This is a genomic window from Curvibacter sp. PAE-UM, assembly GCF_001432305.1.
Taxonomy (GTDB): domain Bacteria; phylum Pseudomonadota; class Gammaproteobacteria; order Burkholderiales; family Burkholderiaceae_C; genus Hylemonella.
Genome location: NZ_KQ483358.1, coordinates 2057697 through 2074635, shown reverse-complemented (window position 1 = coordinate 2074635; position 16939 = coordinate 2057697). Strand labels below are relative to the sequence as shown.

The following is a 16939-nucleotide window of genomic DNA, read 5'->3' as shown; positions in this document are numbered from 1 at the left end:
CGGGGCCCCCCCGCCCGTGCGGGTGGGGATGAACTCGATGCAGCTGGCGTTCGGGTTGCGAATGCTGTTGGGCAGGGCCTTGCGGATGTCGCGCGCCATGCGGCGCGTGGCCGTGTCAGCCTGGTCGCTCAGGGCTGCGCGACGGGCGGTGTCGAAGTAGGCGTCGATCGGGCTGCGCATGAACACGGCGACCATGGTGCCGATGACCCCCAGGATCACGATCACCATGACCATTTCGATCAGGGTGAAGCCGCTCTGTGGACGCTGCAGGGTGCGCATGGTCAGTAGCTGGTCCGGTAGCCGGTCATGGTCACCGCATCGTTCCCGCGGCTGACGGTAACGCGGACACGTTTGGCCGCCACGGTATCCAGGGTCGCCGCGGTAACCTGGATCTGGATGCGGTAGCCATACAGCAGCGGGGGCATGTTCTTGAATATCGTTCCCGGGGAGGCCAGCGTTTCGTCGATGCCGTTGAAATCGCTCACGTCGTCGTAGGTTTCGCGCGCGGCCTCGCCGCCCGTTCCATCCGGATCGTCATAGGCCTTGTGCAGTATCTCTTCCATCAGCGAATCCGCCAGCGCCATGGCCTGCTTGCGCACCATCGGGTCGGCGCTCGACCTGACAGAGGTGTCCATCACCAACAGGATGCCGGCAATGCCCACCGTCACCACCACGATGAAAAAGATCAGCTCGACCAGCGTGAAGCCAGCCTGCCGCACAGAAGATGGCAGGTTAGTCATGCACATACCCTGTCACCGCTTCAACGGTGATGGTCCGCCCCAAGGGCGCGCCATCACCGGCGACTTCGAAAGACCGGGCGGCACTGGGCTGGCCCAAACCGTCGAAGGAGAAATCACCAGGCTGCACCACGTAAGCCACGCCACTGCGTGCCGAGACAGTCGCTGGAACTTCGCCTCGCGGCCCGGCAAAACTGGCACCGGGGCAGGCCGTGCTGCCGGCTACCGCAACGATGGAGAGGGTCGCCGAGCCGGGTCCGAAGGTCACACACACCGTGCGCCGCTGGGCAATGGCCGTCTTCTGTGCATAGCGCATCAGTGCCAGCGTTTCGTCATGAAAACCGCGCACGTTGAAGTCCTGGGTATTGATGCGTGGCACCAGCACGACGGCCAGCACGCCCAGCAACACCAGCACCATGATCAACTCGATCAGGGTAAAGCCATGGCTGCGGGCGCGGAGGTTCATAGGGTTGCAGATGCGAAAAAGGCCGCACTGTGCGGCCTTTCAGGATTTAGCCATAAAGGCCGGGCAAAAGATCAATTACCAGCGGCAACGCCCTGGAATGTGGCCGTTTTTCCAGAGGCCGTTTGGTTCACGGTACAGGTGAATGTGGCGCCATTGGTGGTCGAACCAGCACCCGTCACGGTGTAACCCGTCGGCCATACACCACCAGCCATGGCCTGCTTGACCGAGTCACAGTCACTCACCACCTTGCACTTGGCAGGAGCACTCGCGGCCGTCGCCACCGAGCAACCAGCATAGTTGATGGCAACAGCAGAGGAAGCCCCCCCCGCCACGCCCTTGACGGCGGCATCTTCGGCATCGCCCTTGAAGTCAACAAATTGCGGGATCGCCACGGCAGCCAGGATGCCGAGGATCACGATCACCATCACCAGTTCGATCAGGGTAAAACCACGTTGCTGTTTCATGTAAGGCTCCAATCCAAGGACCAATTTCAGTCATGCGGCACCGGAATGGCCCGCTATCATTTTCGAAGTATAGTGCCGTCGCCCGATGAATGCACACTTGGCGCCGTGCATTCGTGTGGAAAACGTCACAACAAGCCCGGCATTTACAGAGCGGGCGCCGTCACTCAGCCGCCCCCACGCCCCATGGCCGCCTGCCCCAGGTTCCACAAGGGCAGGAAAACGCCCAGCGCCAGCAGCAATACCAGCACGCCGATGAAGGCCAAAAGGACGGGTTCAATGGCCGTGGACAGGCCCTTGATGGCGTAGTCGGTGTCGCGCTCGTACATCTCGGCGATCTCGAAAAGCAGCGAATCGAGTTCACCGGTCTCCTCGCCCACGGTCATCATCTGCAGCACGACGGGGGTGAACACGCCGGTGGCCGCCGCGCAGCGCGAGATGCTCTCCCCGCGCTCGATGCCGTCGCGCATCTGCTCGACGCGCGCGCCGATATAGGCGTTGTCCACCGTCTGCGCCACCACGGTCAGCGCCTGCACCAACGGCACCCCGCTCTGGCTGGAGAGTGCAAAGCTGCGGGCAAAACGCGCCAGTGTGGATTTCAGGATGATGGGGCCGACGACGGGCAGGTTCAGCTTGCGCCGGTCCCAGTTGTAGCGCCCCTGCGGCGTGTTCAGGTAGGAGCGCACCATGACCCCGGCCGCGGCACCCAGGGCCAGCAGCACCGGCCACCAGGTGATCGTCCAGGTAGAGAAACCCAGCAGGCCGCGTGTGATCAGCGGCAACTGGGTGTTGAAACCGGCGAACACCTTGGCAAACACCGGCAGCACGAAAACATTGATGATGACCATCGCGATCAGCATGGCGATGATGACGAAGGTCGGGTAACGCAGGGCCTGCTTGATGCGGGCGCGCACGTCACGCTCGAACTCCAGGTGCTCGGCCAGGCGCAGGAAGACCTCGGTCAGCCGGCCGGTCATCTCGCCGACCCGGATCATGGCCACGTAGAACGGGCCGAAAACCTTGGGGTGGCGCGCCAGCGAGGTGGCCATGTCGCGCCCCTGGTCCAGGCTGCTACGCACGTCCTTGAGCACGTCGACCATGGCCGGCTTCTCGGCCGATGCCTCCAGCCCGGCAAAGGCACGCAGGATGGGCACACCCGCCTTGTTCAGCGTGTACATCTGGCGCGAGAAGATCAGCACGTCTTCAATGGCGATGGCGCGGCGCTTGAGATGTTCCCACCAGTTTTCGGAGGTCTTCGATGCGGTGGCCTCCTGGATCTGCACCGGGGCCAGGCCCAGGCTGAGCAACTGGTCGGCCACGGCGTCTTCCGTCATTGCCTCCAACTCCCCCTGGATCAGTTCACCCAGGTTGTTGCGGCCACGCCACGCATAAATGGGCATGTCAGCGCCTAATCCTCAAGGTCGTAGCCCACCCGCATGGCCTCGGCCAGCGAAGTCCGCCCCTGGCGCACGAGTTCCAGCGCATGGTGCGTCAGCGTCTGCCCGTCCATACGGGAACGCGCCGTCTGCAAGAAGGCGGCCGGGTCGGAGCGGCTGGCTGACTGCGTCAGCTCGGCGTCCATCTCCAGCATCTCGTAGACACCCTGACGACCCGCGTAGCCGGTGCCATTGCAGGCGGAACAGCCCCGGCCCAGCTTGGCATGCACGTGCTGCCCCGGCCCCAGCAGGCTGGCCAGCCACACGGCTTCCTGCGCATCGGGTTCATGAGGCTCACTGCAGGTCTCGCAGATCAGGCGGACCAGGCGCTGGGCGACGACGGCTTGCAAGGAGGTGGCCACCATATAGGGCGGCACCCCCATGTCCAGCAGGCGAAATGGCGTGCTGGCCGCATCGCGCGTGTGCAGGGTGGAGAGCACCAGGTGGCCGGTGATGGCGGCACGCAGGCCAATCTCGGCCGTCTCGGCGTCGCGCATCTCGCCCACCAGGATCACGTCCGGATCCTGGCGCAGGGTCGCACGCAGGACCTTGGCGAAGGAAAGCTCGATCTTTTCGTTGACCTGCACCTGTGTGATGCCGGGCAGGCGATATTCCACCGGATCTTCGACCGTGATGATCTTGAGCTCGGTGGAATTGAGTTCGGCCAGCGCAGCGTAGAGGCTGGTGGTCTTGCCCGAGCCGGTCGGGCCGGTCACCAGGATCAGCCCGGAGGTCCGCCCCAGCAGCTGGCGGAAACGTTCCAGCATGGCCGGCGGCATGCCGATGCGGTCGAGCTGGCGCACCCCACCGTCCAGGCTCAACAGGCGCATGACCACCGATTCGCCGTAGGTGCTGGGCATGGTGGACAGACGCACGTCGATGGTCTGGTCCTTCAAGCGTACGCTGAACCGGCCATCCTGCGGCAGGCGTTTTTCGGAGATATCCAGACCGGCCATGAGCTTGATGCGCTGCGCCAGGGCTGCGCCGATCCGCTTTTCGGCCTGGGTTTGCGTCTGCAGCACGCCATCGACGCGCACGCGGATCTGCAGGCCGGACTCCAGGGGTTCGATATGGATGTCCGAGGCACCGACCTGGGTGGCATCCTCGAACAGCGATTGGAGCAGGCGCACCACGGGTGCGCCCTCGGCGCCGGCCGAAGCCGTCAGTTCGCCAAAGTCGACGGCATCGCCCAGGTCCTTCTCAAGCGCGCGGGCAAAGCCGCTGATCTCCTCGGTACGGCGGTACAGGCGATCACAGGCCAGCGCGAGCTGGCTTTCCGGCACGGCCGCAATGCTGATGTTGCGCTTGAGCAGGCGCGTGATTTCGTCGTAGGCGAAAAGGTCCAGCGGGTCGGCCATGGCCACCAGCAGGCTGTCGCCCTTGTCTTCCAGCACCAGGGCCCGAAAACGCCTGGCCGCCGACTCCTGCAACAGCTTGACCACGTCACCGCGGAAGGGGTAGGTCTTGAGATTGATGAAGGGCACGCGCAACTGGCGCGCCAGCGCATCAGCCAGCAACTCCTCGGTGATGACGCCGCTCTCGATCAGCAGACGACCGACTTTCTTGCCGGTCTGCTGCTGCAGTTCCAGGGTCTGCTGCAACTGCTCCAGCGAGATCAGGCGCTGCTGCACCAGCACATCGCCCAGACGCAGTTTTTCCGGCCGGCCTGCTGGGGGGCGGGCTCCGGCGGGCTTGGCCGTGGCTGCAACAGCCATGTTCATGCGTCAGTCCTTGCGTGGCACCATAACTATGAAAATAGTAGCACGGGCGACCCGATTTGAATCGCCCGCCGGCACACAGAAGCGGGAAATCAGTGCAAATGTCGCGGTTTACGACCGCCGCCGTGGCCGCCACCGTGCCCGCCGCCGGAGCCGCGGGGTGGCTTGCCGATCTCGAGCGAGTTGACCAGCGAGTCGAAGCGTTGGCTGAACAGACGGTCCACCTCGCTCACCACACCGCCGAGTTCGGAGGCATCGAAGTGACGCTCCATCAGGCTGATCACGTCCTGCACCAGCAGGTCGCGCTGCACCTGCATGATGGCTGCCGGGTTGGGGCCGACGAAGATCATCATGAAATCATCACGCGACTGTGCGCCGGGCTCGGCCTCGTCCTCGTCGAACTCGGTGTCGTAGAAGGTGACTTCGATGGCGGCCCCGGCCTGCGAGAGTTCATTAAGATTCATGCACATCTCGTCGAGCGACTGACGGAAATCATCGTCACCGATCACGGTCCAGCACAGCTGCAGCATGTGCTCCTGCGCGTCGAAGCGTATGCCCGGCTCGTCCTCGTAGTGACTCGGGGCACCATCCGTCAGCGAGCGAGCCCCGGCGTATTTCCACAAGGGCTTGAGCGTTTCCTCCAGCTGGTCGAAGCCAACCTCCGGGCGCAGCAGCACCTGACCATGAACATGGATTTCAAAAGGAGCGTCGTAGCTTGCCATGATGTTCTCTCTTCCGCACACGCGCCTCAAACCGAAACCACACCAACCGGAATCGAACCCGCGCGCACCGCGCGCTTCGTCATGACCGCCCTTGGGCGTGCCGGTTCGCGATAGCAGACCAATCAGTATCCCGCAAATCTGGTGCCTCGAGCCGGAATCGAACCGGCACGCCCCATTTCTGGAAGCGGCGGATTTTAAGTCCGCTGTGTCTACCAATTTCACCATCGAGGCCATGCCGCCCTTGCATTGTCCTGCAAATGGCAACAGAGCTGCCCAAGCGGTCGCCGCGCTTGCGGACAGGGGCATCAAGCATGTGAAATGGAGCGGGAGAAGAGTCTCGAACTCTCGACCTCAACCTTGGCAAGGTTGCGCTCTACCAACTGAGCTACTCCCGCATGGAGTCTGGAGGCGCGGGCCGGAGTCGAACCGACCTACACGGATTTGCAATCCGGTGCATAACCGCTTTGCTACCGCGCCAGGATTTCGTTGCCGCCGGCTTGGGGCCGGTTTTCCTTCAATAAAAAAGGGAAGCAGGTGCTTCCCTTTTTCGGAATCTGGAGCGGGAAAAGAGTCTCGAACTCTCGACCTCAACCTTGGCAAGGTTGCGCTCTACCAACTGAGCTATTCCCGCGTTTCAAGCCTCAAATTATAGCGGCATTTTTTCACTTTTGCAAAAGGCCGCCAAAAATTTTGGCTCAATGCTTGATCGAGTCCTGCACCGGTACCACAGCCGGGGCCACCGGCGCGGCGACCGCCGGCTCCTCATCCGGCAACGGCGTGGGCTTGCGTTCCAGGGCGACCTCCAGCACCTTGTCGATCCACTTGACCGGCACGATGTCCAGGCCGCTCTTCACGTTGTCCGGGATCTCCTGCAGGTCCTTGACGTTCTCTTCGGGAATCAGCACCGTCTTGATGCCGCCACGCAGAGCCGCCAGCAGTTTTTCCTTCAGACCGCCAATGGCCGTGACCTCACCACGCAAGGTGATCTCGCCTGTCATGGCCACATCACCGCGCACGGGAATCCCCGTGAGTGCCGACACCATGGAGGTCGTCATGGCAGCACCGGCACTGGGTCCGTCCTTGGGCGTGGCGCCGTCGGGCACGTGGATGTGCATGTCGCGCTTCTCGAAGTATTCGTCCGGGATACCCAGCTGGCGGGAACGACTGCGCACCACGGTGCGGGCCGCCTCGACCGACTCCTTCATCACGTCGCCCAGCGAACCCGTGCGCGTGATCACGCCCTTGCCGGGCATCAGCGCCGTCTCGATGGTCAGCAGGTCGCCGCCGACCTCGGTCCACGCCAGCCCGACCACCTGCCCGACCTGGTTCTGCTGCTCGGCACGGCCATAGCTGAACTTGCGCACGCCCAGATAATCGTTGAGGTTCTCGGCCGAGACCTTGACCAGCGGCTGCAGTTTCTTGAGCTGCAGGCCCTTGACCACCTTGCGACAGATCTTGGAGATCTCGCGCTCCAGTGAACGCACGCCCGCCTCGCGGGTGTAGTAGCGCACGATGTCGCGCAGGGCGTCCTCGGCGATCAGCAGCTCTTCTTCCTTGACACCGTTGTTCTTCAGCTGCTTGGGCAGCAGGTAACGCTGGGCGATATTGACCTTCTCGTCCTCTGTATAACCGGACAGGCGGATCACTTCCATGCGGTCCAGCAGGGCCGGCGGGATGTTCATGGAGTTGGAGGTCGCCACGAACATCACGTCGCTCAGGTCGAAGTCGACTTCCACGTAGTGGTCACCGAACTTGTTGTTCTGCTCGGGGTCCAGCACCTCCAGCAGCGCGCTCGAAGGATCACCGCGGAAGTCGGTGCCCAGCTTGTCGATTTCATCCAGCAGGAACAGCGGATTGCGCGTGCCGGCCTTGGTCAGGCTTTGCAGCACCTTGCCCGGCATGGCGCCGATGTAGGTACGACGGTGGCCGCGGATCTCGGCCTCGTCACGCATGCCGCCCAGGGCCATGCGCACGTACTTGCGCCCGGTCGCCTTGGCCACGGATTGTCCAAGCGAGGTCTTGCCCACACCCGGCGGGCCCACGAGGCAGAGGATGGGCGCCTTGACCTTGTCCACACGCTGTTGCACAGCAAGATACTCGAGGATGCGGTCCTTGACCTTTTCCAGGCCGAAGTGGTCTTCGTTGAGCACCGCTTCGGCGTTGGCCAGATCGTGCTTGATCTTGGTCTTCTTGCTCCAGGGCAGTCCGACCAGGGTATCGATGTAGTTGCGCACCACGGTGGCTTCGGCCGACATGGGCGACATCAGCTTGAGCTTCTTCAACTCGGCATCGGCCTTCTTGCGCGCCTCGGCCGGCATGCGGGCCGCCTTGATCTTTTTCTCGATCTCCTCGATGTCGGCACCGTCTTCGCCCTCGCCCAGTTCCTTCTGGATGGCCTTGACCTGCTCGTTCAGGTAGAAGTCGCGCTGGTTCTTCTCCATCTGGCGCTTGACCCGGCCGCGGATGCGCTTGTCCACGTTGAGGATGTCCACCTCGCGCTCGATCTGCTCGAACAGGTTCTCCAGGCGCTCCTTGATGTCGGACAGGCTCAGCACGGCCTGCTTGTTCTCCAGCTTGAGCGGGAGGTGCGCAGCAATGGTGTCGGCCAGGCGACCCGGATCGTCGATGCTGGAGATGGAGGTCAGTATCTCGGGCGGGATCTTCTTGTTGAGCTTGACGTACTGGTCAAACTGCTGCATCACGGCGCGGCGCAGGGCCTCGATCTCGCTGGTCTGCTTGTGCTCGCCTGCGCCCGCCTCGGCGGGCGCCTGCACCGGCGTCACGGTGGCGGTGAAATGCGTATCGCCCTCGATGATCTTGTCGACCAGGGCGCGTTGCTGCCCCTCGACCAGCACCTTCACGGTGCCATCGGGCAGCTTGAGCATCTGCAGGATGGTGGACACGCAGCCGACTTCGAACATGTCGGAGACCTGCGGCTCGTCCTTGGCGGCGGCTTTCTGCGCCACCAGCATGATGCGGCGCTCGGCCTCCATGGCAGATTCGAGCGCCTTGATGCTCTTGGGGCGACCCACGAAGAGCGGGATCACCATGTGCGGGAAGATCACGACATCGCGCAGCGGCAACAGCGGCAACTCGATGGGGGTGGCAGGCAGAGGGGTATGACCGGACATGGGTAAACCTTTAGTTGACCTGTTGAATATGGATTGCGAATGGGAATTTTCAACCCGGTTTCGATTATGAGACGGGCTGTTAGGTCAAATCCGTGAAGGTGGGGTAGGAAAACCCGCTGGTTCAGGCCTTCTTGGCAGCCTCGCGATACACCAGCAAGGGAGGCTTGTTTTCCTCGATGGTGGATTCATCCACCACCACACGCTCCACATTGTTCATGCTGGGCAGCTCGAACATGGTGTCGATCAGGGACTGCTCCAGGATGGAACGCAGACCACGTGCACCGGTCTTGCGTGCCAGGGCCTTGCGAGCAATGGCCTTGAGCGCGGCGGCACGAATCTCCAGATCCGCGCCTTCCATGGCAAACAGCTTGGCGTATTGCTTGATCAGGGCGTTCTTGGGCTCGGTCAGGATCTGGACCATCGCGTCTTCAGACAGCTCGGCCAAGGTCGCAACCACCGGCATGCGACCCACCAGTTCCGGGATCAGGCCGAACTTGATCAGGTCCTCGGGTTCGACGTCCTTGAACACCTCAGTCAGGCTGCGTTGCTGCTTGCTCTTGACCGCGGCGCCAAAGCCGATACCGGAGGATTCGGTACGGTTCTCGATCACCTTCTCCAGGCCGGCAAAGGCGCCGCCGCAGATGAAGAGGATGTTGGTGGTGTCGATCTGGATGAAGTCCTGGTTCGGGTGCTTGCGCCCGCCCTGCGGCGGCACGCTGGCCATGGTGCCTTCGATCAGCTTGAGCAGGGCCTGCTGCACACCCTCCCCCGACACGTCACGGGTAATGGAGGGGTTGTCGGACTTGCGCGAAATCTTGTCGATCTCGTCGATGTAGACAATGCCGCGCTGGGCGCGCTCGACCTCGTAATTACAACTCTGCAGCAGCTTGGCAATGATGTTCTCGACGTCTTCGCCCACGTAACCGGCTTCAGTCAGCGTGGTGGCGTCGGCCATGACGAAGGGCACGTTAAGCTGGCGCGCCAGCGTCTGCGCCAGCAGCGTCTTGCCCGAGCCCGTGGGGCCGATCAGCAGGATGTTGCTCTTGGCCAGCTCGACATCGTCCTTGCGCGCAGATTCCTTGTGCTGAAGGCGCTTGTAGTGGTTATAGACCGCCACCGCCAGCGTGCGCTTGGCGGCTTCCTGGCCGATCACATAGTTGTCCAGGTTGAGCTTGATCTCGGACGGTATGGGCAGGTTGCCGCGCCCATCGGTCGACTCGGTGCTGGCCGGCAACTCGTCACGGATGATCTCGTTGCACAGTTCGATGCATTCGTCGCAGACGAAGACCGAGGGGCCGGCAATCAGCTTCTTGACCTCGTGCTGGCTCTTGCCGCAGAAAGAGCAGTACAGGGTCTTTTCGCCGGTCGTGCCTTTTTTATCGGCCATGGGAGGAATGCCTTTTCGGGATTTACCGAATCTATGATAACCATGCGGCGCCCGTCCCCGGCTAGGGACTGGCGCCAGAAAACAACAAACCCGACGAGCGGCTCAGGGACGCTTGGAGATCACCTGATCCACCAGGCCATAGTCCTTGGCTTCGTCGGCCGAGAGGTAATAGTCCCGCTCGGTGTCGCGCTCGATCTTGTCCAGCGGCTGGCCGGTGCGCTCGGCCAGGATCTTGTTGAGCTGCTCGCGGGTCTTGAGGATCTCACGGGCATGGATCTCGATTTCGGTCGCCTGGCCCTGGGTCCCGCCCAGCGGCTGGTGGATCATGACCTTGGAATTGGGCAGCGAGAAACGCTTGCCCTTGGCACCCGCGGCCAGCAGGAAGGCACCCATGCTGGCGGCCATGCCCACGCACAGCGTGGACACGTCGGGTTTGATGAAGTTCATGGTGTCGAAGATCGCCATGCCAGCGCTGACCGAACCGCCGGGCGAGTTGATGTAGAAAGAGATGTCCTTGTCGGGATTCTCGCTCTCCAGAAACAGCAGCTGGGCCACCACCAGATTGGCGGTCTGGTCATTGACCGGGCCGACCAGGAACACCACGCGTTCCTTGAGCAGGCGCGAATAAATGTCGTAGGAACGCTCGCCGCGGCCCGACTGCTCGATCACCATCGGGATCATGCCCAGGGCCTGGGTGTCCAGGGCGCCGTTGTATGCACTGTTGCGCAGATTCATGCTCACTCCAAATATGGGGTCTACTTTACCGAAAAATACCGGCCCCAAATGAAAGTGGGGCTTGTCGCCCGGACTGCAAGCCCGGCACAAGCCCCACTCGCTGGAATCCGGAGTACCCGGATCAGGCCTGGCCCATCAGTTCATCGAAGGAAATCGCCTTGTCGCTCACCTTGGCCTTGGACAGCACGAAGTCGGTGACATTGTTCTCGATCACCACGGCTTCGACCTCGGCCATGCGGCGGTTGTCGCCCAGATACCAGCGCTTCACATCTTCCGGACGCTCGTAGCTGGCGGCCAGTTCGTCCACGTGGGCCTTGATCTGATCGGGCGTGGCGTGCAGGTTGTTCACGCGCACCAGCTCCGCCACCACCAGGCCCAGGCGCACACGGCGCTCGGCCTGGGGCTGGAACATTTCGCCGGGGATCGGGGCCTTGTCGGCGTCCTTGATGCCGCGCTGCTTGAGGTCCTCGCGCGCGCTCTCGACCATGCGGTCGATCTCTGCCTGCACGATGGACTTGGGCAGATCCAGTTCGGCCTTGGCCACCAGGGCGTCCATGACGGCCTGCTTGTTGCGGGCCGCCAGGCGCGACTTGACCTCGCGCTCCAGGTTCTTCTTGATGTCGGCGTTCAGGGCCGCCACGGTGCCTTCGGCCACGCCCAGGGACTTGGCCAGGGCATCATTGACTTCAGGCAGGTGGGCCGCTTCGATCTTCTTCACGGTCACCAGGAAATCGGCGGTCTTGCCGGCCACGTCCTGGCCGTGGTAATCAGCCGGGAAAGCCAGGGGGAAGGTCTTGCTCTCGCCGGATTTCATGCCGCGCACGGCGTCCTCGAATTCCTTGAGCATCTGGCCGTCACCGACCAGGAACTGGAAGGCGTCAGCCTTGCCGCCGGCAAAGGGCTCGCCGTCGATCTTGCCTTCGAAGTCGATCGTCACACGGTCGCCGTCCTGGGCCGCGGTGTCCATGGCACGCTGGGCAAAGGTGCGGCGCTGCTTGCGCAGGATGTCCAGGGTCTTCTGGATGGCGCTCTCGCTCACCTCGGAATTCAGCTTCTCGATCTCGGCGCCGGCCAGGTCGCCGATCTTGACTTCCGGATAGACCTCGAACACGGCATCGAAGCTCACCTCGCCGACCGGTGCACCTTCCTTCTCGGTGATGCTGGGCTGGCCGGCCACGCGCAGCTTGGCCTCGTTGGCGGCCAGGGCAAAGGCCTCGCCGACCTTGTCGTTCAGCACTTCGTAGTGCACGGAGTAGCCGTAGCGCTGGGTCACCACGTTCATCGGCACCTTGCCGGGACGGAAACCGTCCATCTTGACGGTGCGGGCCAGCTTCTTGAGGCGCGTCTCAACTTCGGACTGGATGGCTGCCAGCGGCAGGCTCAGGGTGATCTTGCGCTCGAGCTTCTCGAGGGTTTCAACGGTAACGGCCATGATGACTCACTCCAATCAATTCAAAAACGGGGTCGGCCCACAGGCTGGGCTGGGGCCGGACTGGTGCGCGGGGGGGGACTCGAACCCCCACACCATTGCTGGCGTCAGGACCTAAACCTGGTGCGTCTACCAATTTCGCCACCCGCGCGGGTCCAAACAAAAGGGGAGGTCCGACAGACCTCCCCATGAAATCGGTCAACCGGGCATTTTAACCCGGCCAGAAGACCGCCGTTTCATCTCAAACCAGGCAACACCGGTGTCTAGCGTTTCACACGGAACCAAGCGGGGTCTGGCGCTACGCGCTGGCCCCCGCGGGGCGGATTCAAGGTAACGCCGGTGTTTCGCGCTTCACGCGAAACCATGCGGCGTACATGGCCGGCAAGGCCAGCAGCGTCAGTACGGTAGCGACGATCAGGCCGCCCATGATGGCCACGGCCATGGGGCCCCAGAACACCGAGCGCGACAGCGGGATCATGGCCAGCACGGCCGCCGCCGCGGTCAGCACGATGGGGCGCAGACGGCGCACGGCGGACTCCACGATGGCGTCCCAGGCCGGCACACCGGCGGCACGGTCCTGCTCGATCTGGTCGATCAGGATCACCGAGTTGCGCTGGATCATGCCCATGAGGGCGATCACGCCCAGCAGGGCCACGAAGCCGAAGGGGCGGTTGAGTACCAGCAGCGCACCGGCCACCCCGGCCAGGCCCAGGGGTCCGGTCAGGAACACCAGCATGGCGCGGCTGAAGCTCTGCAATTGCAACATCAACAGCGTGAAGGTGATGAAGAGCATCAGGGGCATGCCTGCAGCGATCGAGCCCGTGCCCTTGCTGCTCTCCTCCACCGCGCCGGCCACCTCGATGCGATAGCCATTGAGACCCGCGGCATGCCATTTGGACTCCAGAGCGCGCAGCGATGGCAGCAGTTCGGCCGTCAAGGTGGCGCCCTGCATGCCTTCCACGGCGTCGGACTGCACGGTGATGCCGAACTCGCGGTTCTCGCGCCACATCACGCCCGGCTCCCAGGTGAAGACCGGCTTGGCAATCTGCGTCAGCGGGATGGAACGTCCGCTGCTGGTCGGCAGGTAGGCGTTGGCCAGGTCGGTCAGGGCGTTGCGCTCGTCCAGGGGCTGGCGCAGCACGATGTCGATCAGCTTGTCGCCCTCGCGGTACTGGCCCACGTTCTGGCCGGCCAGCAGGGTGCGCGAGGCCTGGGCGATGGACTGGCTGCTCACGCCCAAGGCGCGCGCCTTGGCCTGGTCGACCTCCAGGCGCAGCACCTTGACCGACTCGTTCCAGTTGTCGTTGACGCCACGCGTGTTGGCGCTCTCGCGCATCACGGCCTTGACCTCGTCGGCACGCGCACGCAGCACGGCCGGATCGGCGCCGACCACGCGGAACTGCACCGGGTAGGGCACCGGCGGCCCGTTGGGCAGCAGCTTGACGCGGCCACGCGCCTCCGGGAATTCCTGGGCCAGCAGGGTCGGCAGCTGCACACGCAGGGTTTCACGCGTCTTGAGGTCTTGGGGGAGCACGATCAGCTGCGAGACATTGGTCTGCGGGAAGACCTGGTCCAGCGGCAGATAAAAACGCGGCACGCCCGAACCCACCCAGGTGCTCACCGCGTTCACGCCCGTCAAGGCCAGCAGGCGTTTTTCGACGCGCTTCGTCGTTTCCTCGTTGGCGGCAAAGGACGTGCCCTCCGGGAACCAGAGATCGACCAGGATTTCCGGCCGGCTCGAATCGGGGAAGAACTGCTGTTGCACCTTGCCCATGCCGGCAATGCCGAGCGCAAAGGTCAGCACGGTGGCGCCGATGGTGAGCCAGCGGTGCTGCACGCACCAGTTCACGGTGGCGCGAAAGCGCTGGTAGAAAGGCGTGTCGAAGTGCTCGTGCGGGCCATCGGCAGGGTCCGGCTCGGCCGATGAATGGTGCGGTTGGGCCTTGAGCAGCAGCGTGCCCAGATAGGGTACGAAGTAGACCGAGACGATCCAGCTCAGCACCAGGGCCAGCGCCGTGACGCCGAAGATGGCAAAGGTGTATTCGCCCACGGACGACTTGGCCATGCCGATGGGCAGGAAACCGGCGGCGGTGATCAACGTGCCGGTCAGCATGGGCATGGCGGTGATCTCGTAGGCGAAGGTGGCCGCACGCACCTTGTCGTAGCCCTCTTCCATCTTGCGCACCATCATCTCCACAGCAATGATGGCGTCGTCCACCAGCAGGCCCAGGGCGATGATCAGCGAGCCCAGCGAAATCTTGTGCAGGCCGATGCCCCAGTACTGCATGCCCAGGAAGGTCAGCGCCAGCACCAAGGGGATGGTGATGCCCACCACCAGGCCAGGCCGCATGTCCACGTAATAACGTTTCCAGAGCGGCAGATGGGCAGCCCCCTGGTGCTTGTGCAGACCCAGGCTGATGAAGCTGACCGCCAGCACGATGAGCACCGCCTCGATCAGCACGCCGACGAACTCATTGACGGAAGTTGCCACCGCCCTGGGCTGGTCTTGCAGCTGCACCAGCTGGATGCCGGCCGGCAGGGTCTTTTCGATGCGGTCCGTGGTCTTGCGCAGCGACTTGCCCAGGACAATGATGTCCCCGCCCTTGGCCATGGAGATGCCCAGGGCGATGACCTGCTGGCCCTGGTGTCGCACCTTGATGCTGGCCGGGTCCACATAACCGCGGCGGATCTCGGCGATATCGCCCAGGCGCAGCTGGTAACCCGTGCTGCCGCGGATGGGCATGGCGCGCAGCTGGCTCACCGCCTCGAACTGGCCGGCCACCCGCACCTGCACCACATCCAGCGGCGTCTGCACCGCCCCGGCGCTCTCCACCGCGTTCTGCTGGCCCAGTTGGGCCAGCACCTGGTTCAGGTCCAGGCCGAGCTGCGACAGGCGCTTTTGCGAGATCTCGATGTAGAGCTTCTCGTCCTGCACGCCGAAGAGTTCGACCTTGGCCACATCGGGCACGCGCAGCAGCTGCTGGCGCACCTCGTCGGCAAAGACCTTCACTTCGGCATCGCTGAAGCCATCGGCCTCCAGCGCGTAGATCACGCCGTAGACATCACCGAACTCGTCGTTGAAAAAGGGCCCCTGGATGCCGCCGGGCAGCGCGCCCCGCATGTCGCCGATCTTCTTGCGCACCGTGTACCAGGTGTTGGCCACGTCGGCCGCCTTGGTCGAGTCCTTGAGCTGGAAGATGATCTGCGACTCACCCGGCTTGGAGTAGCTGCGGATCTTGTCGGCGCCGGGCACTTCCTGCAGGGTCCGTTCGATCTTGTCGGTGACCTGCTCGGCCACCTGCTGCGCTGTGGCGCCCGGCCAGTAGGTGCGCACCACCATGGCCCGGAAGGTGAAGGGCGGGTCCTCGTCCTGCCCGAGCTGGAAATAGGCCACGAAGCCCAGCACCATGAGCACGAGCAGCAGGTAACGCGTGAGCGCCGGGTGCTCAATGGCCCAGCGCGAGAGGTTGAAGCCGGTGGATGCTTGTTCTGTGGAGCTCATGCGCGCCTCACTTGCTGGCTGCCGAGGGCACGACTGCGGTGCCGATCGTGGCGTCCACGGCGGTCTGGGGCACGCTGGTCAAGGAGCTGGTCGACTTCTCGCGATAAATCGTCACTTTCTGTCCGGGGGACAGCACATGCACGCCCGCCGACACCACCAGCTGGCCGTCCTGCAGGCCGCCGGCCACCACGGCCTCGTTGCCATCGGCCGTGGCGATCTGCACGGTTTGCGACGCGACCGTCATGGTCTTGGGGTCCAGCACCCAGACCGCCGTGGCCTGGCCGTCCTGGCGCAAGGCGCTGGTCGGCAGCTTGATGGCCGCCACGCGTTGTTCGCTGCGCAGCTTGGGGAAAACCGTGACCGTCGCACCCAGGGGCGGCGGCTGCCGCCCTTCCAGCGCCACCTTGACCTGGTAGGTACGCGTCACCGGATCGGCACTGGCTGAGACCTCGCGCACGCGGCCCGCCAATTGCGTCTGGCCGGGCCAGATCCGCACGTCCACCGCGCTGCCCTGGGGCATGGCGGCCAGCTTGTCCTCGGGCACGGCGAACACCGCGTCACGCGGGCCATCCTGTGCCACACGCACCACGGGCTGGCCGGCGCTGACCACCTGGCCGGGCTCGGCCTCGACGGCCGTCACCACACCGGCCGCATCGGCCACCAGGGTCGTGTAGCTGCCCTGGTTGCGCTGGGACGCCAGCTGTGCCTGGGCCTGGTCAACCTGGGCCTGCGCCGCCTTGAGCGCCGCGTCACGCCGCTCCAGCTCGGCACCGCTGATGAAATTCTGCTCGCGCAACTCCTTGAAGCGCTTGAAATCGGCCGCCGCCAGGTCACGGTTGGTCACGGCGGCACCGAATTGCGCCTGGGCGGCATCGGCCGCCAGCCGGAAGTCTTGCGGATCCAGGCGGGCCAACACCTCGCCGGCTTTTACACGTTGACCCAACTCGACCTCCCGGCGCACCAGCTTGCCGGCCACCCGGAAGCCCAGACGCGACTCGATGCGCGGGCGCACTTCACCCGAAAATTCCTGGGTGGCGTTCAGGCTGGCATGGCGCACGGTCATGACCTTGACAGCCCGCACCGGCTCTTCGGGCGGTGCTGCCGGGGAGCAGGCGACCAGTGTGCAGGCTGCCATCGGTAGCAGTGCTGCCCAGGCTGCGCGCCTGGACCAGTGGGGGCGTGTATCGGACATGGCAGGGGTTCCGGAAGTGAGTT

The 16939-nt window shown here is 63.9% G+C and carries 13 protein-coding genes and 5 tRNA genes; all 18 read right to left on the bottom strand.

The features are described from left to right. The coding region (locus tag AO057_RS18085; RefSeq protein ID WP_205630015.1) for a PulJ/GspJ family protein at positions 1 to 279 on the bottom strand (279 nt) is incomplete at its 3' end. Between the two features lie 2 nt (positions 280 to 281). Next, positions 282 to 740, bottom strand: coding sequence for a type IV pilus modification PilV family protein (locus tag AO057_RS10075; protein WP_156404530.1), 459 nt, complete (start codon positions 738 to 740; stop codon positions 282 to 284). Next, positions 733 to 1203, bottom strand: coding sequence for a GspH/FimT family protein (locus tag AO057_RS10070; protein WP_057675503.1), 471 nt, complete (start codon positions 1201 to 1203; stop codon positions 733 to 735). Before AO057_RS10070 ends, AO057_RS10075 begins: the two co-directional genes overlap by 8 nt. A gap of 71 nt (positions 1204 to 1274) precedes the next feature. Beyond that, complete coding sequence (locus AO057_RS18470; protein WP_057675501.1) at positions 1275 to 1667, bottom strand: type II secretion system protein; 393 nt, start codon at positions 1665 to 1667, stop codon at positions 1275 to 1277. A 164-nt stretch (positions 1668 to 1831) separates the two neighbouring features. Next, positions 1832 to 3064: a type II secretion system F family protein gene (locus AO057_RS10060; protein WP_057675499.1), complete on the bottom strand. Its 1233-nt coding sequence runs from the start codon at positions 3062 to 3064 to the stop codon at positions 1832 to 1834. Positions 3065 to 3072: 8 nt separating this feature from the next. Then, positions 3073 to 4821 (bottom strand): GspE/PulE family protein, encoded by a 1749-nt coding sequence (locus AO057_RS10055; RefSeq protein WP_305728277.1) that lies wholly within the window; start codon positions 4819 to 4821, stop codon positions 3073 to 3075. 89 nt (positions 4822 to 4910) lie between these two features. Continuing rightward, on the bottom strand, positions 4911 to 5540 hold the full coding sequence (locus AO057_RS10050) for a DUF6806 family protein (RefSeq protein ID WP_057675496.1): 630 nt from the start codon (positions 5538 to 5540) through the stop codon (positions 4911 to 4913). Between the two features lie 139 nt (positions 5541 to 5679). After that, positions 5680 to 5771, bottom strand: a tRNA-Leu gene (locus AO057_RS10045). Positions 5772 to 5859: 88 nt separating this feature from the next. Further along, positions 5860 to 5935, bottom strand: a tRNA-Gly gene (locus AO057_RS10040). An 8-nt stretch (positions 5936 to 5943) separates the two neighbouring features. Further along, positions 5944 to 6017 (bottom strand) — tRNA-Cys (locus AO057_RS10035). A gap of 78 nt (positions 6018 to 6095) precedes the next feature. Then, positions 6096 to 6171 (bottom strand) — tRNA-Gly (locus AO057_RS10030). Positions 6172 to 6235: 64 nt separating this feature from the next. Further along, positions 6236 to 8671, bottom strand: a complete 2436-nt coding sequence (lon, locus tag AO057_RS10025; protein ID WP_057675494.1) for an endopeptidase La — start codon at positions 8669 to 8671, stop codon at positions 6236 to 6238. A 121-nt stretch (positions 8672 to 8792) separates the two neighbouring features. Next, positions 8793 to 10058, bottom strand: a complete 1266-nt coding sequence (gene clpX / locus AO057_RS10020; RefSeq protein WP_057675492.1) for an ATP-dependent Clp protease ATP-binding subunit ClpX — start codon at positions 10056 to 10058, stop codon at positions 8793 to 8795. A gap of 102 nt (positions 10059 to 10160) precedes the next feature. Then, positions 10161 to 10793, bottom strand: coding sequence for an ATP-dependent Clp endopeptidase proteolytic subunit ClpP (gene clpP / locus AO057_RS10015; RefSeq protein ID WP_057675489.1), 633 nt, complete (start codon positions 10791 to 10793; stop codon positions 10161 to 10163). A 121-nt stretch (positions 10794 to 10914) separates the two neighbouring features. Continuing rightward, positions 10915 to 12225, bottom strand: a complete 1311-nt coding sequence (gene tig / locus AO057_RS10010; protein ID WP_057675487.1) for a trigger factor — start codon at positions 12223 to 12225, stop codon at positions 10915 to 10917. A 61-nt stretch (positions 12226 to 12286) separates the two neighbouring features. Next, positions 12287 to 12373 (bottom strand) — tRNA-Leu (locus AO057_RS10005). 174 nt (positions 12374 to 12547) lie between these two features. Then, a complete protein-coding gene (locus tag AO057_RS10000; RefSeq protein WP_057675486.1) occupies positions 12548 to 15724 on the bottom strand; it encodes an efflux RND transporter permease subunit in 3177 nt (1058 codons plus the stop codon). A 7-nt stretch (positions 15725 to 15731) separates the two neighbouring features. Further along, positions 15732 to 16859 carry an efflux RND transporter periplasmic adaptor subunit gene (locus tag AO057_RS09995; protein ID WP_057675485.1) on the bottom strand — a complete coding sequence of 376 codons (1128 nt, stop codon included), beginning with the start codon at positions 16857 to 16859 and terminating at the stop codon, positions 15732 to 15734. Between the last annotated feature and the right edge of the window lie 80 nt (positions 16860 to 16939).